A 20,112-nucleotide genomic window follows, 5' to 3' on the forward strand; every position below is an offset into this window, starting at 1 on the left:
GCGATTCGGCTCGCCTCGGCGAGAATGGTGCAATGAAACTCCCCCTCGTCGAACTCCACCTGCACATCGAGGGAACCCTCGAACCGGAGCTGCTCTTCGAGCTGGCCGCGCGGAACGCGGTGACTCTGCCCTGGGCGTCGTTGGCGGAGCTGCGCGCCCAGTACGACTTCGCCGACCTGCAGTCGTTCCTGAACCTCTACTACCGGGCCCTGGACGTGCTGCGCGAACGGATCGACTTCACCGACCTGACCCGCGCCTACCTGGCCCGCGCCCGCACGGCCGGGGTGCGGCACGCGGAGCTCTTCTTCGACCCGCAGGCGCACACGAGCCGGGGCGTCCCGCTGGTCACCGCCCTAGCGGGGGTGCGCGACGCCTTGGACCGGTCGGTCGACGAGTGGGGCATCAGCACGAAGCTGATCGTGACGTTCCTCCGGGACCGTCCGCCCGCCGAGGCCCTGCAGATCCTTCGAGAGATTCTCGCCGGTGGGGTGCCGATCGACGGCATCGGGCTGGACTCGGCCGAGGTCGGCTATCCCCCGGAGCTCTTCACCGAGGTCTTCGCTCTGGCCCGCGAGAACGGTTTGCGCCTCGTGGCGCATGCGGGCGAGGAAGGACCGCCCGACTACGTCTGGCAGGCTCTCGACCTGCTCGGGGTGGAACGCGTCGACCACGGCATCCGCAGCCTGGAAGACGAGGTGCTGCTTGACCGGCTTGTGCGGGACCGCATCCCGCTTACGGTCTGCCCGTTCTCGAATGTGCGGCTGCGCGTGATCGACACCCTCGCCGATCACCCCATCGTGCGGATGCTCGACCGCGGGCTGCTCGCCTGCATCGCCTCCGACGACCCGGCCTACTTCGGCGGCTACATCGACGACAACCTGGCCGCGGTCGATGCGGAGTTCGGCCTGGGACCGGACCGGCTGGCCCTGCTCGCACGGAACGGGATCGAGGCGTCGTTCCTGACGAACGGGGAGAAGGCGGCCCTGGCTGCCGAGGTCGATGCCTGGCGTGCTGCCCAGCCGGCGCCGGCTACAGCCATCCGTTCTTCTTGAAGACGCCGAAGAGGCCGACGCCCATCGCGAGCATCAGGGCGAGTGCGAACGGGTAGCCGAACACCCAGGTGAGCTCGGGCATGTGGGTGAAGTTCATGCCGTAGATGGTGCCCACGAGCGTGGGAGCGAAGAGGATGGCCGCCCAGCTCGAGATCTTCTTGACCTCTTCGCTCTGGACGAGGCTGGTCTCGGACAACCGCCGGGTCTCCTCGTTCTGGCGCTGGGTGACAAGGGTGCTGTGCACGGTGAGGGCATTGTCGAGGAGCTGGCGGAACGCGTCGCCGCGCTCGACAACCCGCAGGGTGTGGTCGAGCACGTCGCGCAGGTGGTGGCTGAGCTCCGCGGGGACGTTGTAGGTGGTGAAGCCCTTCTGCAACGACTCCAGCATGCCCACGAGCGGCTGCGTCGCACGCTGGAACTCGATCACCTCCCGGGAGAGGTCATAGATGCGCCGGGCGACGGCCTGATCGCCGTCGAAGAGCTGGTCCTCGATCTCGTCGATGTCGTTCTCCAGCCCGGCGACGACCGGCCCGTACTCGTCGACGATCTGGTCGAGGATGGCGTAGAGCACGGCCTCCGGCCCGAGGGCCAGCAGCTCCGGCGTCTTCTCCATGCGCTCGCGCACCTGTGCGAGGTCTGGCGACTCGGCATGGCGGATGGTGGCCACGAAGTCGGGGCCCACGAAAACGTGCAGCTCACCGAACTCGACGCGTTCTTCCTGGTCGAGGTAGCGGGCCGGACGCAGCACGACGAAGAGGATGTCGTCGAAGCGTTCCAGCTTCGCCCGCTGGTGGCCCTTCAGCGCGTCTTCGACCGAGAGGTGGTGCAGGCTGAATTCGGCCGCGACCGAGCGCACCTCGTCGGGTGAGGGCCGGTACATCCCGATCCAGGCGAAGCCCTGGTGGGCCTTCATCACCTCATAGGTCTCGTCGAGCGTCGTCGGGTTCGCGGCCCTGCGGCCCTTCACATATACAGCGTTGTCGATCAGTGCCACGCGCGCTCCCTAACTACCAGATACCAGTGTCGCACCGGTAACGCCCGACGCTGACCGGCACCGGCGGCGGCGGGCGGTACGTTGGGGGCGTGAACCCTGAACCAGACGGTGACGACGTCGTCATCGTCATCGCTCCCCGCGGGGCCACGGATGCCGCAGACCGCCGGTTCCTGGCCGCCGCGGCCGCCGTGGTGCTCGGCGTCGATCCACTCTTCGTGCGCATCGACCGGCGCTGCTCGCACTGCGACGGCCGGGACCACGGCCGGCCCCAGGTGGCGGTTCCGCCGGGCACCACGTCAGGCTCCCGCGCCGCCTCCCACCCTGCCTCCCGCCCGCTGCACGTCAGCCTCAGCCGGGCCGGCAGGTGTGTCGCGTACGCCCTGACGTTTCTCGGGCCGGTCGGGATCGACATCGAGAGCGTCGCGGATGTCTCCCGGGCCAGGTTCGACGCCGTCGCGTTCGGACCGGCGGAGCTCGCCGTCCTGGGCGAGCTGTCGGGCGTCGACGCCGCCGAAGCGCGGGCCCGGCTGTGGACCGCGAAGGAGGCCGCACTGAAGTGCACCGGCGACGGGCTCCGGGTGGACCCCCGCGACCTCACCATCACCCTGCCGGGCCGCCGAAGCCCGGACGCACCGCGCCTCGCTGGCTGGCACGGGGCCCGCGTCCCCATCGATGCGATCATGCTCCGTGGCGTCGAGCCCGGCCCGGGACTGGTCGGAACAGTGGCTGTGCTCACCGAGGGCGTGCTCACCTCGGGCGAGCCGACCGTTCGCCTGGTGCCGGCCGCGGACATCCGTCACGACGCGAACGCGCCGGCTTAGAGCTTGGGCAGGGCGCTCCGGTAGATCCAGCGGTCGACGATGCGTCGGATGTCGCTGCTGTCGGTGTGCACGGAGAAGAACTCGACGAGGTCATCGGTGGAGATCCACCCGTGGCGGCGCGCCCGCGTGTAGGCGCGCACGGCGCCGAAGAAGGCGTCGTCGCCGAGCGACCGGCGCACCGCGTGCAGGGCCAGGGCGCCGCGCTTGTAGACCCGGTCGTCGAACATGGCGTGCGGCCCCGGTTCGCCGATGACGATGTCCCGCGGCAAGGCCTCGATCTCGGTCCGGTGCACGGCGGCACTCGCATCGGCCGTTGGTCCACCGCCGGCCTCCGCCCACAGCCACTCGGCGTAGCAGGCGAACCCCTCGTGCAGCCAAATGTCCTGCCACCGCACGACGGTCAGGCTGTTGCCGAACCACTGGTGGGCCAGTTCGTGGGCGATCAGCCGGTCGCTGCCGTGCGCACCGTCGACGTGGTTGCGACCGAAAATGGCAAGACCGTGGGCCTCGAGCGGGATCTCCAGCTCGTCGTCGGTGACCACGACCGAGTAGGCGTCGAACGGGTAGGGACCGAAGAGGTCGGCGAAGAGGGAGATCATCTCCGGAAGTCGGGCGAAGTCCACCGCCACCTCGCGAGCGAGGTTTGCCGGGAAGAAGATGCGTTGGGCCACCGGGGCGGCGGCGGCGTCGGCGCGCCGGTAACGGCCGATCAGCACCGTGGCCAGGTAAGTGGCCATCGGCTCCTTCACCTCGTAGGTCCAGCTGGTGCGGCCAGACCGGCTCGTGCGCGCGATCAACGTACCGTTCGCCACGACCGTGTAGGGGTCCTCGCAGCTGACCCGGATGCGGAACGAGGCCTTGTTGCTGGGGTGGTCGTTGCAGGGGAACCACGACGCCGACCCCGTGGGCTGGCCGGCCACGAGCACGCCGTCGTCGAGTTCCTCCCAGCCGACCTCGCCCCAGATGCTCTTCAACGGATGCGGCGCGCCGCGATACCGCACGGTCACCTCGAACAGCGCCCCGGCCTCGATCGTCGCCACCACCGTGATGGTGAGCTTGCGCGCGCTCTGGCTCACCTTCAGCGCCCGCACCCCGTCGACGGTGACCCGGTCCACAGTGAGACCGTCGAAGTCGAGGCTGAACCGGTCCAGCCTCATCGATGCCCGGGCCTGCACGGTGGCCGTGGCCCGCAGCTGATTGGTGGCCACCCGGTAGTCGAGGTTCAGGTCGTAGTGCAGGGCGAGGTAACCGCCATTCCCGTTGCCCGGCAGGTACGGGTCGCCCGCGGTGGCGGCGCCGTGGGTCGGAGCCCCTCGAACGCCGGCCGGGCCGAGCGCGGGTGTGGGTGGCAGCGGGGTGAGGCTCTGAGTGAGGCAATGAGCGGGGCCTGAGGGTGGTGGGGTGCGAGGCATGGTGGGCATCAAGTCTGCCACGGCAGACGGCGCCACGGCGAAATGGGGTTGCCCGACCACACCGACCCGGCCGGCACGCGTTCCCCGCGCATCACCAGCGAGGCAGGCCCCACAGTGGCGCCCTCCTCGATGTCGGCAGCCGGCAGGATCACGCTGTGCGGCCCGAGCGTGGCGCCCGCCGCCAGGGTGACCCTGTCCAGTTGCATGATGCGGTCGTGGAACAGGTGCGTCTGCACCACGCAGCCCCGGTTCACGGTCGCACCGTTTTTGATGCTCACCAGGTCCGCCTCCGGCAGCCAGTAGGACTCGCACCACACGCCGTACCCGATATGCGCGCCGAGAGTGCGAAGCCACACGGCGAGTGCCGGCGTGCCGGCCGCCTTCGCCGCGAACCAGGGTCGGGCGACCATCTCGACGAAGCTGTCCGACACCTCGTTGCGCCAGATGAACGACGACCAGAGCGGATGTTCCGTGGCGTCGATCCGGCCCACCAGCAACCACTTCGCGGCCGTGGTCACCAGGGCGGCGACGGCCCCCGCGGCCAGCAGCACCAGACCCGAAAGCGCGATCGTCCACCCCAGGCCGACCGTGAGCCAGAGCGCATCAAGGGCGACGAGCACGCCGAGGGCGATCAGGACCGTGACGATGACCGGCACGATCCGGAGCATCTCCCACAGCGCCCGCATGGTGACGAGCCGGAGCGGTGGGTGGAAGGTGCGGGCCTCGTCGACATCCGTCACGGTGCGGCGCAGCCGTTCGGGCGGGTTGCCCAGCCAGGACGACCCGCGTTTCGCCTTCCGCGGCGTGCTGGAGAGCACCGCGACGAGCCCGTTGCGCGGCACCGTGCGGCCCGCGCCCGCCATGCCGCTGTTGCCGAGGAACGCCCGGCGGCCGATCTTGGCCGGCCCGATGTGCAGCCAGCCGCCGCCGAGTTCGTAACAGGCGACCATGGTGTCGTCGGCGAGGAACGCGGCCGGGGCGATGGTCGTCAGGGCGGGGATGAGAAGCACGGTGGAGGCTTCCACGCCGGCGCCCACCTTCGCGCCGAGCAGGCGCAGCCAGATCGGGGTGAGCAGGCTCGCGTAGATCGGGAACAGGAGCGTTCGGGCGCCATCGAGGATGCGCTCGGTCATCCAGACCTGCCAGCCGATCCGGCTGCGCACGGGGTAGTACCCCTCCCGCAGGCCCACACCGAGCAGCCGAACGGAGCCGAGCACCAGCAGCGCGTAGACCAGCCCGGCTGCCACGACCGCGAGCGGGATGGCCAGGGCGGCCCGCGCGGCCGCGTCGGCCAGGGTAGCGGCGTCGCCGATGGACGCCCCGACGATGAGCGCACCGACAAGCACCGCGAACGCGGGCAGGGCCGTCATGGCGATGGCCCCGGTCGCGAAGGCGGTCAGCCAGCGGGTCCCGCGCGGCGGGCGCTCGGCCGGCCAGGAGCCGCGGGCGGCGCCCATGCGGGCGGCCGGGGACCCGGCCCAGCGTTCACCCGGCGGCACCGGTCCGGAGACGGCCGAGCCCGGTTCGATTACGGCGCCCCACCCGATGTCGGCGCCGCCGAGCAGTGCGCTGCGGGAGCCGACCGTGGCGCCGGCGCCGATCCGCACCGGCCCGATGCGCAGCACGTCGCCGTCGATCCAGTAGCCGGACAGGTCGGNACGGCGCCCCACCCGATGTCGGCGCCGCCGAGCAGTGCGCTGCGGGAGCCGACCGTGGCGCCGGCGCCGATCCGCACCGGCCCGATGCGCAGCACGTCGCCGTCGATCCAGTAGCCGGACAGGTCGGTCTCGGGTTCGATGGCTGCCCCGGCACCGATGTCCAGCATCCCGGTTACCGGCGGCAGGGAATGCAGGTCGACGTCGGTGCCGATGCGGGCGCCGAGGGCCCTGGCGTAGTAGCTGATCCAGGGGGCACCGGCCAGGCTCACGGCATCCGAGAGAAGTGCCACCTGTTCGGCGAGCCAGAGGCGCAGGTGCACCGATCCGCCGCGCGGATAATTGCCCGGCTCCACGCCGCGCAGCAGCAGCCGGGCGGCGACGACGGAGATGGCCATCTTGCCGGGCGGGGTGACGAAGAGTACGAACCCGAGCGCCACCCACCACCAGGAGATGGTGGGCGCGAAGGAGGCGCCTGCCCAGCCCGCGAGCAGGTTGTTCGCCGCCGCGAGGTAGACCAGCCAACGCGCGCCGACCAGCACGTGCAGCGGCACTCCCAGCAGGGTGATGGCGAGGCGGCTGCGCCGGGGCACCGGCTGAACTTCCCGCACGATACGCGCCGCCGCGGGTGCGCGTCCGTCGAGCTCGTCGGCGAGGGAACCGATCCGGGGGTAGTCGTAGATGTCGGAGACTCGGGTGTCGGGGAACCGCTCGCGGATGGTCGACACGAACTGGGCCGCGGAGAGCGACCCGCCGCCGTGGGCGAAGAAGTCCGCGTCGGGGCCGTCGGCCGACACCCCGAGGATGGCGGCCCAGCCGGCGGCAAGCCACGCCGCCGTCGGCGAGAAGGTCTCCGCCTGCTCACCCCCGGTGGCGGGAAGGGGCCAGGGCAGGGCACCGTGGTCTACCTTGCCGGAGGTGCGCGTGGGCAGCTCATCGACGACGTGCAGCAGCGGCACGAGCGCGGCCGGCAATTCTTCGCGCAAACGGATGTTGGCGGCCGCCCGGTCGAAGAGGGCCCCCTCCACCTGGGCCAGGTAGCCGACCAGGATCTGGTTGCCGGCCGGGGTTCTCTGCACGACCGCGGCCGCTCCGGCCACCCCCGGGAGCGCGCGCAGGGCCGCCTCGATCTCGCCGAGTTCGATACGCCGGCCGCCGAGCTTGACCTGGTCATCGGCACGGCCGACGAACACGAGACCCTCGCGCTCGTAGCGCACCAGGTCGCCGCTGCGGTAGGCGCGGTGCCAGCCCAGCTCGGTATGCGGGGCGTACTTCTCGGTGTCCTTGCCGGCGTCGAGGTAGCGGGCCAGCCCGACCCCGCCGATAATGAGTTCCCCGGTCTCGCCGTGGGCCACCCGGGCACCGGCGGCATCCACCACGGCAAGGTTCCAGCCGGCCAGAGGAAGCCCGATCCGCACCGGCCCGCGGCCGTCGAGCAGGGCGGCGCAGGCGACGACGGTGGCCTCGGTCGGGCCATACGTGTTCCACACCTCCCGGCCGCGCACGGCGAGGCGCGAGGCGAGCTCGGGTGGGCAGGCTTCGCCGCCGAAGATCAGCAGCCGCACCCGCTCCAGCGATTCCTCCGGCCACAGGGCCGCGAGGGTCGGCACGGTCGACACCACGGTGATGCCGTGCTTGATCAACCACGGGCCCAGGTCGACCCCCGAACGCACCAGGGAGCGGGGCGCCGAGACGAGGCAGGCACCGTTCCGCCAGGCCAGCCACATCTCCTCGCAGGAGGCGTCGAAGGCCACGGAGAGGCCGGCCAGCACCCGGTCCGCGGGACCGATCGGGTCGGACCGGAGGAACAGGTCGGCCTCCGCGTCGACGAACGCGGCGGCGGAGCGGTGGGTCACCGCCACCCCCTTGGGCACCCCGGTGGAGCCGGAGGTGAAGATCACCCAGGCATCGTCGTCGGGGGCCGGCATGGCGCCGATCGTGCCGGCGAGGGCCAGGTCGTCCCCGGGCGCCAGCATCCGTTCGGCGAACATCTCCGCGTCGATGCCGGTGCGCACTTCGAACACGCCGCGCGCCCCGATCACGCCCACGACCCGGGCCTCGCCGAAGACGAGCCGGGCGCGTTCCTCGGGGTCGTCGGCATCGACGGGCACGTAGGAGGCGCCGACCAGGAGGGTCGCCAGAATGGAGAGATACAGTTCCCGGGTTCCCGACGGGATCCGGATGCCGACGGTGTCGCCGCGGCGCACCCCACGGCGACTGAGCTGCTCCGCCTGCTCGGTGACCAGGCTCACCAGGTCCCGGTAGTTAATCGCCCCGTCGACGTCTTCGAGGGCGAGCGCGCCCGGATGACGGCCGGCGGTCGCGAGCATGATGTCGACCAGGGTTCGGGCCGGTGCCGCGCGGTGTCCGGCCTCGAGCACGTCCTGGCCGGGCTCAATCGGGGTCAGGGTCACGCAGGCTCCTCGTCCAGGTCGCGGTGCCAGCCACCGCGCGCCACCAGTTTAGAACCCGCAGGTAACAGGGAGGTGTCCGTGCACGGTGACACCGGCGATGGGTGCCGCGACGCGTCAGATCAGACCGTGGCGGCGGAAGGCGTTCCAGACGCCGTCGCCCTGCACGGAGGTGGTGACCTCGTCGGCGTAGGCCTTGACGGCATCCGAGGCGTTGCCCATGGCGATGCCGACCCCGCAGACCTGCAGCATCTCGATGTCGTTGCTGCTGTCACCGATGCCGAGGGCGGATGCCGCGTCGAGGCCGAGCCGGTCGAGGAGCCGCAGGATCGTGGAGCCCTTGTTCACACCATTCAACGTCACCTCGCCACTGCCGCGCCCCATGTGCGGGATGGTTCCGGTGATGACATGGAAGTCTCCGCTGAGCGCGTCCGACACCCGGTCGTACGCCCGGAGGTCGCCGGCGAGGAACACCGACTTCGCGATGCCCGTGACACTGAAGGGGCGCACATCGACGAAGGCCTTCAGCGCCGGGTGTGCGACGGCACCGGTGACGGATGCCGTCGCATAGCCGGCTCCCGCCTTCCGCTTTTCGTCGGACGCGTAGTACTCCGCGAAGCGGTCATGCACGCCGGGGCTCGGGTACAGCTCGTCAAAGGACTGTAAGTAGAAGTCGTACCCTGACTCCTCATAGAAGCTGATCATCCGGGCCACGGCCGCTTCGGGCATCGTGCGTTCGATCACGAGCTCATCGCCGATCTCCGCGAACCCGCCGCCGGAGCTGATGAAACCGTCGAATCCGATGTCGCGGATCGCGGGGTAGATCTCCACGGACGCCCGTCCGGTGCTGAGGTACACCAGGTGCCCGTTGTGCCGGGCGGCGCGCACCGCGGCGATCGCCGACTCCGCGATCACCGAGCCCGTCTCCATGAGCGTGCCGTCGACGTCGACGAATGCGATGCGGGGGGAAATCATGAGGTGCTCCAGACGAGGTCGTCTCCGGGACGTTGCATCATCGGAGACGACCGGAGCGGTGTGATCGTGCATAACGACGCTATCTGAGATTGAGTTCCATGCTTCACGACGGCACCCGCTCTGCCGACGACCACGCACACTCGCCTGACGAAAAGTGGCATTCCTTTCCGATGACCCTCGTCAGGTGATTACTGTTGATCCGGGGGTGCACCCCGCCTTCGGGGGCCCTCCTTCGGAGCCACTGGATCTGAAGGAGATGGCCATGGTGAGCAAGACTCCGAAAATAGAGGAAGCCGGCGAGAGCCAACTCGAGGTCAGTAAGCCCAAGGAATGGGCCGCAGGAATCCCCGGCGTAGTGCATTCCCTCGTGCCGGCGCTCGAGCACATGGGTGTCGACCGCACCCGGAAGACATTGCTTGCCATGAACCAGAAGAAGGGCTTCGACTGCCCCAGTTGCGCCTGGCCTGATCCGCACCACCGCAAGGCGTTCGAATTTTGCGAGGAGGGCGCCAAAGCGGTCACCTGGGAGGCGACTCCCGTCGTCATCGGTCCTGACTTCTGGGCCGAGCATTCCGTGAGCGACCTGCGGGGACGAAGCGAGTACTGGCTTGGCATGCAGGGCCGACTGACCGAGCCTGTTTACAAGCCCGCCGGCGAGGACCACTACCGCCCCATCCCCTGGGACGAGGCAATCGACCTGGTCGCCACGAAGCTCAACGCCCTGGCCTCCCCGGAGGACGCGGCCTTCTACACCAGCGGCCGCACGTCCAACGAGGCGGCGTTCCTGTACCAGCTGTTCGTGCGCGGTTACGGCACCAATAATCTGCCGGACTGTTCGAACATGTGCCACGAGTCCTCCGGCTGGGGCATGGGCCAGACGATTGGCATCGGCAAGGCAACGGTCACCTTTGACGATTTTGCGGCGGCGGACCTGATAATTTTGATGGGTCAGAACCCGGGCACGAACCATCCCCGAATGCTCAACGAGCTGGAGGCCTGCAAGCGCAATGGAGGCTCCCTGGTCGCTGTGAACCCCCTTCCCGAGGCAGGGCTGAAGCGGTACAAGAATCCGCAGACAGTTCGCGGCGTCGTCGGCAAGGGCACCGAATTGGCCGACCAGTTCCTGCAGATCAGGCTTGGCGGCGACATGGCCCTGCTTCAGGCCGTTTCCAAACGGGTACTCGAGGCTGAGGCCAGGAACCCCGGCACGGTCTTAGACCACACGTTTTTGGCGGAGCACTGCGAAGGCCTTGAAGACCTGAAAGAGCACCTTGCTCAGCTCGACGAGCAGGAGGTGCTCGAGGCGACCGGTTTGCGGATCGAGGAGATCGACGAGCTCGCCGAGCGTTACCTGAAGGCGGACAAGGTCATCATCACCTGGGCCATGGGTATCACGCAGCAGAAGAAGGGGGTCGCCACCATCAAGGAGATCATCAACCTGCTGCTGCTGCGCGGCAACATCGGCAAGCCTGGGGCCGGCGCGTCCCCGATCCGCGGCCACAGCAACGTCCAGGGCGACCGGACCATGGGCATCTGGGAGCAGATGCCCCCGGCGTTCATGGACGCCCTGGGCAAGGAGTTCGACTTCGAACCTCCGCGGCAGCACGGTGCCGACGCCGTGGAAACGATCCGTCGCATGCAGGAAGAAAAAATCAAGTTCTTTCTGGCCCTCGGTGGAAACTTGGTGGCGGCGATTTCGGACACACACGCAGCGGAAGCGGCGATGGAGAATTGTGACTTCACCGCCCAGATCTCCATCAAGCTCAACCGGTCTCACACCGTCACCGGCAAAGCAGCCCTCATCCTGCCCACGATGGGCCGGACTGAGATCGACGTGCAGGAGACCGGCACGCAGTTCATCTCCGTCGAGGACACCGTGTGCGCGGTGCACGCGTCCTGGGGCAGTGTGGAACCTGTGGCCCACACACTCCTGTCCGAAGTCACGATCATCTCTCGGCTTGCCAAAGCGACCCTCGGTGACAGGATCAACGCCGACTGGGACGGCTTCGAGAAGAATTATGACTTGATCCGCGATCACATTTCCCGGGTCGTGGAGGGGTGTGAGAACTACAATGAGCGGGTCCGGGAAGACGGCGGCTTCATCATGCCGAACGGCCCGCGCGATTCCCGCACCTTCAACACACCCACGGGCAAAGCCGTGTTGACCGCGAACGACCTGGAGCCGGTGGAACGGCCCATGGGGACCCTGATTCTGCAGACCCTTCGTTCCCATGATCAGTGGAATACGACCATCTACGGGTTCAACGATCGATACCGCGGTATCCGGAAGGGCCGCGACGTCATCATGGTCAACGCCGAAGACATCACCGAACTCGGTTTAGCCGACGGGCAGCTGGTGGACATCGTGGGCGAGTACAAGGACGGCAAGGAGCGCGTACTGCGAAAGTTCCGCGTGGTCTCCTACCCGACGCCACGCGGGTGCGCCGCTGCTTACTATCCGGAGGCAAACGTCCTGGTGCCGCTCGATCACGTCGCGGATGGCAGCAACACGCCGGTCTCGAAGGCGGTCATCGTTCGCCTCAAGCCGTCCGGGACCGTGCCTGAACCGGCTGGTCCGGCGGCAACGACCAGTGCCGGGACAGTCGCTCCGGCCTAGCGCCCTTACTGGGCTGAGTCCACCCAGCCCGTGTTGTCCGGGCCGCCCTGAGTGCCATCGGCCACGAGCCCGTGGACCTTCTTCAGGGCGGTCTCAACGGCGGACTGAACGTTCTTCTTGCCGCTATTGGTTGCCTGTCCGGCAGCGAAGCCCACAATGAAGGTACTGACGGGCCCGGCGGAGGGACTCACCGACCGTGATTCCTCGGCCAGCTGCAGGATCGCCTGGGTGTCGACTTCGAGGTCCAGGAGCTGCAGGGCCTGCGTCAGCCGTCGACTCCACTGGGCCAGGGCGAGCTCTTCATCGGATGAAAGGGTCATCGGTTCTCCTCATCTGGTGGCTCATCCCGGAACGCCCCGAAACAGCATCCGTCAAGACTGGCACCGCCGGCGGCAATGCACAACGCAGGACGCAGGGCGGTGGGTGACGACGTCCTCCACGGCGAGCGGGTCGGTCGGTTCTTCTCCAACGCCAGGTGCACACCGGCCAGACGCCCTCCATTCCCACGACACATATGGTTTCGTGGGCTTGTGGATTTCGGGGTTGGTCACCGCCGTGATCTAGACCTTTTTCGGGGCTCGCCTGGTGAGTGCTTTCACTGCTGCTTCGTCGCTTCGGGGTCGTCACTCGTCTTGCTTTTCAGCCGCAGACGTCGGCCGATCGTGATGTCCTCGCGTACCTTGTCGGCGGCCTTGTCGCTCTTGCGGGTGTCCCGCGGCGGCAACTGAAGTTCTTCTTCTGCGGCGATGCCCGCCTGCAGCTCACGGCCCCGTTCCAGCTCGGCGTCGAATTCGGCACCGAAGAGCAGGGCGAGGTTGGCTATCCATAGCCAGAGCAGGAACACCACGATACCGGCCAGGGAACCATACGTGCGGTCGTAGTTGGAGAAGTTGGTGACGTAGAGGCCGAACAGGAATGAGGAGATCACCAAGGTGAGGAATGCGAGTAACGCACCCAGGCTGATCCACCGGAACTTGGGTTGCTGGGCGTTGGGAGTTGCGTAGTACAGGATTGCGATGATCGATACGGCGGCTACCGCCAGGATGGGCCACTTGATGACGGACCAGACGAACTGGACGACCGGCCCCAACCCGAGAGCGCTGCCGAGCGCATCGGTGACCGGACCCGACACGATCAGAACGACAAGCGCCACCACTATCAGCAGGATGCACACCACGGTCACGCCCAGCTGCATCGGGCGCAGCTTCCAGAACGGTCGGCCCTCGTCGATCTCGTAGATGCGGTTCATGGACCGGCTGAACGCGCCGACGTACCCGGATGCCGACCACAGCGCCAACAGGATCCCGACGACGAGGGCGACGCCGGCCGCCGGCGACGCGCTGAACTGCTCGAGCGGGCCGCGCAGAGTGTCGACCGTGTCGCCGGGCGCGACCTCGTCAACGAGCGACAGGATAGAGTTCGTCGAGTTTGCACCCTGACCGAACACTCCCAGGAGCGAGACCAGCGCAATCAGTGCGGGGAAGATCGACAGTACGGCGTAGTAGGTGAGGGCGGCGGCGAGGTCGGGCACTGGTCTGCCGTGAACTCCCGCAGGGTCTTGCGCAGCACATACCGCCAGGACGGCTTGGCGATCTCGCTCAGCGAGTCGGGTTTGCGGGAATCGTCAGGCGCCGGTGCTCGCTCGCATTTTTTCGCGCGCGCTATTTCCAACCGTGGGTGCTCTCCTCGGCTTCGCCAGCGATCGATTCGTGCGCGCATCCGTTGCGCCGCCGCTGAGTGAGTTCGATTAGTTTCATTGACTCCGGGAAGGACTTCAAGCCAATTCTGCACATCAGGTCAATCACACTATTTCCGTGACGAAACGCGAATTTCCCCGTCTCTAAAGGAAGAAGTCGACCGCTCCGTGGACACGTCGTCACACGGGCTATGTGCTGGCCGGTCGGCATCGACGGATGACTCGTGGTGCCCCTGGAGGGATTCGAACCCCCAACCGTTTCCTTAGGACGGAACTGCTCTTCCGTTGAGCTACAGAGGCTGGCCACTGAAGTTTAGCGGTTGTCTGCCGGCGCCGCAGCGCACCGCTGCGACGCGCTTACGTCGGCGGGTACAGGAAGAGCGGAACCTCACTGGCCGACACGGTGCGCGTGTTGTACGCGTGACTGCCGTTCCAGTTGTATTCCTCGAGAATGACCGAGCCGTCGCTGTTGACCGACTGCACGTAGGCCACGTGGTTGTAGTTGAACCAGGCGACCGCGCCGACCACGGGAGTGTCGCCGGTGGCCCAGCCCTGATCGGCCCAGGCGCTGGCCCAGTTGCTCGCGTTGCCGCCGCTGGGGGTGAGCTTGCTCCAGGTCCAGGTCCACGGGGAGCCGGTCGACCCGGCGTCGCGGTTGAGCCGGTATGCCACGAAGTCCACGCATTCGCGGTAATAGTAGCCAAGCGGAGACAGTCCGCCGCCCTGGGTGTCGGTGGCCCGGTCGAACCACGGGTAGTCGTCGCCCTTGGCGCGCACGCTGTATACGGCGAAGTCGGTGGCAGCCGATCGGGCGGCCTCGGCGGTCTGCTGGGCGGCCAGTGCACGCTTGGCCTCGGCATCCCGCTGGGCGAGTTCCTCGCTCGTGGTCGCCGTGAAACCGTCGCGAGCGACGGTGATGGCTGCGGCGCCACTGTCCACCGTGACGCCCTGCGTGTCGGCAACCCGTGACGTCGTCGAGGCGGTGTCGCTCGCACCGGGCGCGAACGCATACGCCGGAAGGCCGGCGGTGAGGAACAGTCCCGGAATGGCCAACAGGGTCACCGCGATTTTCATGGGCCGTCGGCGGCGCGACCGCGGCACCGGGCGGCTGACGGCCGGAGCGACCCGAGGCGAAACGACCTGATTGAGCCGGTTGCTCCGCGTCACGATCGACGCTTTTTTGAGATCCAGAATCTTGGTTTCCGCCACCCCAACCGCATCGGGACTGCGCACAGCCACCGGCGCGTCCATGCGCACCGGAATGTTCACGGTGGCGTCGGCTCGAGCCTCTGCCGCCTCACGCTGCGCACGCAGTTCGCGGCGCGAGAGCGGAAAAATCGGGGTCTCTGGCGAACCAGAAGTGCCGGGTACGCCGGATTGGGGCAACAGATGATCCTCTAACACACCGAGATCGAGGTTCGGCGCTCCTCAACCCTAGGCGATGGCGACCAGGAAGTCACCTTCTGGCGTTACATCCCTGTTACATTCGCGGGTCAGGCGGCAGGAGCAAGGAATTCATCCCACTGCGGCAACGGCCGCTCCGCGCCGCGCACCACCCAGGTCGTGCCGACCGGCAATCCCGGGTGGAACAGGAGTTTCCAGCCCATCTCGGCCGGCGTCCGGTCGCTTTTGAGGTTGTTGCAGCGCAGGCAACAGGCCACGAGATTGTCCCAGGTGTCCCGGCCGCCGCGCGACCGGGGCATTACGTGGTCGATCGTGCTGGCGGTCTTGCCGCAGTACCCGCAGCGATGCTCGTCCCGGCGCAGCACCCCGCGACGGCTGACCGGCACGGCCCTGGACCGCGGGATGCGCACGTAACGCGTGAGCAAGATGACGCTCGGCCGCTCCCAGGAACCGGAGGCGGCACAGATCGGATGCCCCTGGTCGGCCTGCACGATCGTTGCCTTTTGATTCATGACCAGCACGAGTGCTCGTTTGAAGGACACCACGGCAAGGGGCTCATACCCCGCATTGAGGACCAGTGTGCGCATGCGTTCCCTTTCGAAAAGGGCTGGACGGCTTCCAGCCATTCGAACTACGACAGTCAGTGAGAAGGAGCGAACAGGCAAACAAAAAGGGCGCTGTCACCATGACAACGCCCTACCGGCCACACGATGTCCCTGACACGCGCAACTCAAGTTTGCTCGACTGCTCTGCCGCAGCGCAGAGCGGCAGCGCACATCCATGGTGTGGATCGTGCGCCGCTCGCGCATGGGCTCTCCCGAAGACTCGCAAAACATCAGAGCAACAGGTTAACCCACATTCGGCGCCACCGCGAAGTGCGGGACGCCGAATGTGCTAGGTGTTACGAAACATTCATCTGGCGGGCGGGCGGCTCGGACCTCCGGCAGGCTCAGATGCCGAGCCGCACGATGTAGTACGAGCTGGTCCAGATCGGCTGCACGCGCACGGCCGCTCCCTCATACGGCGCGTGCAGGATGTTGCCGTTGCCTGCATAGAACCCGTCGTGGCCGTCCATGATGACGAGGTCACCCGGCTGAGCCTCAGATTCGGGGATTCGGGTGCCCGCCGCCCCCTGCCCGGTCGAGGAATGTGGCAGCGAGATGCCGAACTGCGCGTAGACGTACATGATGAGCCCGGAACAATCGAAGCCGGCCGGGGTGGCCCCGCCGTAGACATAGGGAACACCCTGGTAGCCGGCCGCGACACTGTAGACGGATGCCAGGTCGAACTTCGGGTATGCCGGGGCAGCCAGGTAGTCGGCCGACGACGGGCCGGAATACGACGCGGCGTAGGAGGTCATCGCGGCCGCGGCTTCCTGTCGGCGCCCCTCGGCGGCCGCTGCCTCGGACGCGGCAACCGCCGCCGCAGCTGCGGCCGCTGCCGCCAGCTCCTCGGGGGTGGTGGCCGTGAACCCGTCGCGCGTGACGCTCACAGTATCGGCCGCGGCGCCGACCGCCACGGACTGCGCACCCGATTGGGTCAACTCGGCCGAGGCCGTGGACGCGTACTCCGCTTCGGTCGGCGCGAACGCATACGCCGGGATGGCCATGGTCGCGACGAGGCCGCCGGCGAGAGTCATGAACACGATGTTCGCCACGGCGCCCTGGCGGCGTGACCGCGCGCCGGAACTGGGGCTGGCGGCCCGATAGTGGCTGAGCTCGGCGTGCTCGGCGTCGTTGGGGAGGGAAGCGCGGGTGATGGAACCGCGGGTGATGAACCCGGTGGTGGCTATCGAGTTCGGGGCTCGACGGAGAATCTTCTTACCTAATGCGGCCAAAGTGTTTACCTCCGGCGCCTCGACAACACTAGGTAGTTGCCCCGTCCACTGCGCTCGTCGCGTGTGTGAGGAACGAATCAAGAGACGGGAAAGAAAGGCGTCTTGATTCGTGTCCGTCGACCGGAATCTGGACTGTGGACGGAACCAAGCTAACTGACGCCCATCCGTTTGTCACGCCGCAGGCCACATTTTCTAACATATTGATAACAAAATCGTGGGGGCGAGGGCACAACGACAACGGGGCCGGCGGGGTCCGCCGAATGGCTAGGCGACCGCTGCCGGTGTGGCGACGAAGATGTGGCCGGCGACCTCGTTGGGCAGTTCCAGTCCGTCCTCGAACCCATGCACCTGCACGAGCACATAGGAGCCCACGGCGGAGAAAACCCCCGTGGCCCCGGGGAGCACACCGGAGTTCTTCAGCTGGGCCAGGAGCTCGGGGTCGACCTGAACGGGTTCGCCCAGACGGCGCACCACGGCGGCGACCGGTCCGGCAGTTCCGGCGACCAGGTCGACAAGGCTCGTCACCCCGGCCATGAACGCGACGGCCGGCGAATCGCCCAGCTCATCGAGCCCGGGGATGGGGTTGCCATACGGAGACTCGGTCGGGTGATCGAGCATCTCCAGGATCTTGCGCTCCACCCGCTCACTCATCACATGCTCCCAGCGGCATGCTTCGTCGTGGACGAATTCCCACTCGAGCCCGATTACGTCGCTGAGCAGGCGTTCCGCAAGCCGATGTTTGCGCATCACATGCACGGCCTTACTGCGCCCGTCAACGGTGAGCTCAAGATGCCGGTCGCCGGAGACGACTACGAGACCATCCCGCTCCATCCGGGCCACGGTCTGCGATACGGTCGGCCCGGAGTGCCCGAGGCGTTCCGAGATGCGTGCCCGGAGGGGAACGATGTGCTCCTCTTCGAGATCGAGAATCGTGCGGAGGTACATTTCGGTGGTGTCGATGAGATCCGTCATGCCCAGCGCTCCTCTCGGCTCGGTACGTACTGCCCAACCTTATCGCCGCGAGAGCGGCCGTTAGAATCGCCCTATGTCGAACCTGAAAATTCCCACGGAACTTCTGCCCGATGATGGACGATTTGGCTGCGGCCCGTCGAAAGTCCGAAAAGAACAACTCAAACACCTCTTAAAGTTCAGCGCGAGCGTGATGGGCACCTCCCATCGCCAGGCACCCGTCAAAAACTTGGTCGGTCGCGTGCGCACCGGCCTCGCGGACCTCCTTCGCGCCCCGGCCGGTTATGAAGTCATTATCGGCAACGGCGGGTCCACAGCGTTCTGGGACGCCGCCGCGTTCTCCCTTATTCTCCGCCGCAGCCAGAACCTCGTCTTCGGCGAGTTCGGCGGCAAGTTCGCCGCGGCCGCGGCCGCTCCGTTCCTCGAAGCGCCCGACGTGGTCAAGGCCCCGGCCGGATCGCGCAGCGAGTTCGTCGTGACCGAGGGTATCGACGTCTACGCCTGGCCCCAGAACGAGACCTCGACCGGCGTCATGGCTCCGGTCACCCGCGTGGTTGCCGACCCCAACGCCCTGACGGTGATCGACGCCACGAGCGCGGCGGCCGGTATCGACTACGAGGCCGACCAGGCGGATGTCTACTACTTCGCGCCGCAGAAGAACCTCGCCTCCGACGGGGGCCTGTGGATGGCGCTCTTCTCCCCCGCCGCAATCGAGCGCGTCGAGCAAATCGCCGCGAGCGGGCGCTACATTCCCGAGTTCCTCAGCCTGAAGAACGCGATCGACAACTCGCGCCTCAACCAGACTCTGAACACTCCGGCCGTGGCCACGCTTCTTTTGATCGAGAACCAGCTCGACTGGATCAATGGAAGCGGCGGCCTGGCGTGGGCGTCCGCGCGCACCCTCGAATCGTCATCCGTTCTCTACGACTGGGCCGAGAGCGTGCCGTTCGCGACGCCGTATGTCACCAACCCGGAGCACCGCTCACAGGTGGTCGCGACGATCGACTTCGACGACGCGATCGATGCCGCCGCCATCGCCAAGACCCTGCGCGCCAACGGGATCTCCGACACCGAGCCCTACCGCAAGCTCGGCCGCAACCAGTTGCGGGTTGCCACCTTCACCGCGATCGAACCCGAAGACGTGCGCCAGCTCGTCCGCTCGATCGAGTTCGTGGTGCAGAACCTGGGCAAGTAGGCCTCGGCATGCGGCTCTGGCTGAGAGACAGTGAGCGTCGGCCAGACCCGCTGCCGGCTCGAACGGATGCCCGCAAGGCTTTCCTTGCGGGCTCCGCCGGCTGGCTAGTGGCGCTCGCGCTCGCGCTCGTCTTTCGGGGCGAACTCGCCGCCGCCGGAGTGGGCTGGTGGCTCTGGGCTGCCCTCATCGGCCTCGGTCTCGGCCTGCTCGGGATTGTCTGGGTACGGTTCCGGCGCCGTTAGCGCCTCACCGAAGTCGATCCCGTCAAGCACATCTTCGCCGCGGTCTTCGTCGTCGTCTGACTCGTCGTCTGACTCGTCGTCGTCGTCCGATTCGTCATCATCACCCAATGCCTCAGCGACGGCCACGGCCACGGCCAGTTCCTGGGCCGTGCGGTAGTCGGCCAGGCGGTCAGACCACGGCACCCACTCCGGCGCGATCAGGGCGTCGTCGCCCGGCGTGAGCTCGGCTTCCAGAACCGACGGCTCGGAGTTCTCGTCCACCCGGGCGAGGGTGACCGTCCAACGCCAGCCCGGGTAGCCGGACAGGTTGCAGTCGAACAGCAGCGAGAGCACATGCTCGCCTTCGACAAAATGGCCGAGGGGTTCGCCGATGCTGTCGGCCGGCGTGATCTCTAGCAGCGCGGTGCGCGCCTGGTCGACCGCGGACAGCAGGCGCTCGTCGGCAGCGACCTCAGGCATCGAGTTCCTCCGCGACCTTGCGCAGCATGGCCGCGATCTTGTGGCTGTGGGTTTTGTCGGGGTAGCGGCCGCGACGCAGGCTCGCTCCGATGCCGTCGAGGAGTTTCACCAGGTCCTCGACGATGACGGCCATGTCGTCAGCCGGCTTGCGGCTGAGTTTGACCAGGCTCGGCGGTGCCTCGAGAACGCGAACGGACAGCGCCTGAGCGCCCCGCTTGCCGTCGGCGATGCCGAATTCGAGCTTCGTTCCTGTCTTGACCGTGACTCCGGCGGGCAGTGCAGAAGCGTGGAGAAAGACCTCGTGGCCGTCATCGGAGGTGATGAAGCCGAAACCTTTCTCCTCGTCGTAGAACTTGACCTTGCCGGTGGGCAT

General features: G+C 67.5%; 14 protein-coding genes, 1 tRNA gene and 2 pseudogenes. 4 read left to right on the forward strand and 13 right to left on the reverse strand.

What is annotated here, in order from left to right; translation table 11 throughout:
- The first annotated feature begins 32 nt into the window (after positions 1–32).
- Entirely contained in the window at positions 33–1,052 is a 1,020-nt protein-coding gene (locus E3O18_RS04720) for an adenosine deaminase (protein ID WP_134394970.1), read from the forward strand.
- On the opposite strand, the gene E3O18_RS04725 is transcribed toward E3O18_RS04720, so the two are convergent.
- Positions 1,030–2,046: a magnesium and cobalt transport protein CorA gene (locus E3O18_RS04725; RefSeq protein WP_134394971.1), complete on the reverse strand. Its 1,017-nt coding sequence runs from the start codon at positions 2,044–2,046 to the stop codon at positions 1,030–1,032. The two genes, E3O18_RS04720 and E3O18_RS04725, sit on opposite strands and share 23 nt — an antisense overlap.
- Positions 2,047–2,135: 89 nt before the next feature.
- On the opposite strand from E3O18_RS04725, the gene E3O18_RS04730 reads away from it, so the two are divergent.
- Entirely contained in the window at positions 2,136–2,867 is a 732-nt protein-coding gene (locus E3O18_RS04730; protein ID WP_166784642.1) for a 4'-phosphopantetheinyl transferase superfamily protein, read from the forward strand.
- On the opposite strand, the gene E3O18_RS04735 is transcribed toward E3O18_RS04730, so the two are convergent.
- From E3O18_RS04735 to E3O18_RS04745, 3 genes and pseudogenes are all read right to left on the reverse strand, one after another.
- Positions 2,864–4,288, reverse strand: a complete 1,425-nt coding sequence (locus tag E3O18_RS04735; protein ID WP_241978120.1) for a M1 family metallopeptidase — start codon at positions 4,286–4,288, stop codon at positions 2,864–2,866. The genes E3O18_RS04730 and E3O18_RS04735 overlap by 4 nt on opposite strands.
- Positions 4,288–8,264, reverse strand: a pseudogene (locus E3O18_RS16440) (Pls/PosA family non-ribosomal peptide synthetase). The gene E3O18_RS04735 and the pseudogene E3O18_RS16440 overlap by 1 nt, the downstream one beginning before the upstream one ends.
- Positions 8,265–8,462: 198 nt before the next feature.
- Positions 8,463–9,320, reverse strand: a complete 858-nt coding sequence (locus E3O18_RS04745; RefSeq protein WP_166784878.1) for a Cof-type HAD-IIB family hydrolase — start codon at positions 9,318–9,320, stop codon at positions 8,463–8,465.
- 262 nt (positions 9,321–9,582) lie between these two features.
- Between E3O18_RS04745 and E3O18_RS04750 the strand changes: the two genes are divergently transcribed.
- Positions 9,583–11,937: an FdhF/YdeP family oxidoreductase gene (locus tag E3O18_RS04750; RefSeq protein WP_134417623.1), complete on the forward strand. Its 2,355-nt coding sequence runs from the start codon at positions 9,583–9,585 to the stop codon at positions 11,935–11,937.
- A 5-nt stretch (positions 11,938–11,942) separates the two neighbouring features.
- Here E3O18_RS04750 and E3O18_RS04755 read toward each other — a convergent pair whose 3' ends face one another.
- The 7 genes and pseudogenes from E3O18_RS04755 to E3O18_RS04785 all read right to left on the reverse strand — a co-directional run bounded on the left by E3O18_RS04755 (position 11,943) and on the right by E3O18_RS04785 (position 17,846).
- The gene (locus tag E3O18_RS04755) at positions 11,943–12,257 is read right to left on the reverse strand and encodes a DUF6457 domain-containing protein (RefSeq protein WP_134394975.1); all 315 of its coding nucleotides are present in this window, start codon (positions 12,255–12,257) and stop codon (positions 11,943–11,945) included.
- A 275-nt stretch (positions 12,258–12,532) separates the two neighbouring features.
- Positions 12,533–13,608, reverse strand: a pseudogene (locus tag E3O18_RS04760) (YihY/virulence factor BrkB family protein).
- Between the two features lie 250 nt (positions 13,609–13,858).
- A tRNA-Arg gene (locus tag E3O18_RS04765) sits at positions 13,859–13,933 on the reverse strand.
- Positions 13,934–13,990: 57 nt separating this feature from the next.
- Positions 13,991–15,019 (reverse strand): CHAP domain-containing protein, encoded by a 1,029-nt coding sequence (locus E3O18_RS04770; RefSeq protein WP_134417624.1) that lies wholly within the window; start codon positions 15,017–15,019, stop codon positions 13,991–13,993.
- Positions 15,020–15,126: 107 nt separating this feature from the next.
- A complete protein-coding gene (locus tag E3O18_RS04775) occupies positions 15,127–15,624 on the reverse strand; it encodes an HNH endonuclease (protein WP_134417625.1) in 498 nt (165 codons plus the stop codon).
- Positions 15,625–15,986: 362 nt separating this feature from the next.
- Entirely contained in the window at positions 15,987–16,874 is an 888-nt protein-coding gene (locus E3O18_RS04780) for a C40 family peptidase (protein WP_134417627.1), read from the reverse strand.
- A gap of 264 nt (positions 16,875–17,138) precedes the next feature.
- Positions 17,139–17,846, reverse strand: coding sequence for a metal-dependent transcriptional regulator (locus E3O18_RS04785; RefSeq protein ID WP_134395014.1), 708 nt, complete (start codon positions 17,844–17,846; stop codon positions 17,139–17,141).
- 73 nt (positions 17,847–17,919) lie between these two features.
- Between E3O18_RS04785 and serC the strand changes: the two genes are divergently transcribed.
- The gene (serC, locus tag E3O18_RS04790; protein WP_134417628.1) at positions 17,920–19,038 is read left to right on the forward strand and encodes a phosphoserine transaminase; all 1,119 of its coding nucleotides are present in this window, start codon (positions 17,920–17,922) and stop codon (positions 19,036–19,038) included.
- A 104-nt stretch (positions 19,039–19,142) separates the two neighbouring features.
- Here serC and E3O18_RS04795 read toward each other — a convergent pair whose 3' ends face one another.
- Positions 19,143–19,739: a DUF3027 domain-containing protein gene (locus E3O18_RS04795; protein WP_134395016.1), complete on the reverse strand. Its 597-nt coding sequence runs from the start codon at positions 19,737–19,739 to the stop codon at positions 19,143–19,145.
- Positions 19,732–20,112: a cold shock domain-containing protein gene (locus E3O18_RS04800; RefSeq protein WP_134395180.1), complete on the reverse strand. Its 381-nt coding sequence runs from the start codon at positions 20,110–20,112 to the stop codon at positions 19,732–19,734. The genes E3O18_RS04795 and E3O18_RS04800 overlap by 8 nt, the downstream gene beginning before the upstream one ends.

The sequence above is a fragment of the Cryobacterium sp. TMT2-42-4 genome (assembly GCF_004402645.1).
Lineage (GTDB): Bacteria > Actinomycetota > Actinomycetes > Actinomycetales > Microbacteriaceae > Cryobacterium > Cryobacterium sandaracinum.

What these genes read in the sequence shown, in the direction of transcription:
- E3O18_RS04720 (WP_134394970.1), top strand. Translation starts at nt 33, where the DNA reads ATGAAACTCCCCCTCGTCGAACTCCACCTGCACATCGAGGGAACCCTC.
- E3O18_RS04735 (WP_241978120.1), bottom strand. Translation starts at nt 4,288, where the DNA reads ATGCCCACCATGCCTCGCACCCCACCACCCTCAGGCCCCGCTCATTGC.
- E3O18_RS04745 (WP_166784878.1), bottom strand. Translation starts at nt 9,320, where the DNA reads ATGATTTCCCCCCGCATCGCATTCGTCGACGTCGACGGCACGCTCATG.
- E3O18_RS04750 (WP_134417623.1), top strand. Translation starts at nt 9,583, where the DNA reads ATGGTGAGCAAGACTCCGAAAATAGAGGAAGCCGGCGAGAGCCAACTC.
- E3O18_RS04755 (WP_134394975.1), bottom strand. Translation starts at nt 12,257, where the DNA reads ATGACCCTTTCATCCGATGAAGAGCTCGCCCTGGCCCAGTGGAGTCGA.
- E3O18_RS04775 (WP_134417625.1), bottom strand. Translation starts at nt 15,624, where the DNA reads ATGCGCACACTGGTCCTCAATGCGGGGTATGAGCCCCTTGCCGTGGTG.
- E3O18_RS04785 (WP_134395014.1), bottom strand. Translation starts at nt 17,846, where the DNA reads ATGACGGATCTCATCGACACCACCGAAATGTACCTCCGCACGATTCTC.
- serC (WP_134417628.1), top strand. Translation starts at nt 17,920, where the DNA reads ATGTCGAACCTGAAAATTCCCACGGAACTTCTGCCCGATGATGGACGA.
- E3O18_RS04795 (WP_134395016.1), bottom strand. Translation starts at nt 19,739, where the DNA reads ATGCCTGAGGTCGCTGCCGACGAGCGCCTGCTGTCCGCGGTCGACCAG.
- E3O18_RS04800 (WP_134395180.1), bottom strand. Translation starts at nt 20,112, where the DNA reads ATGCCCACCGGCAAGGTCAAGTTCTACGACGAGGAGAAAGGTTTCGGC.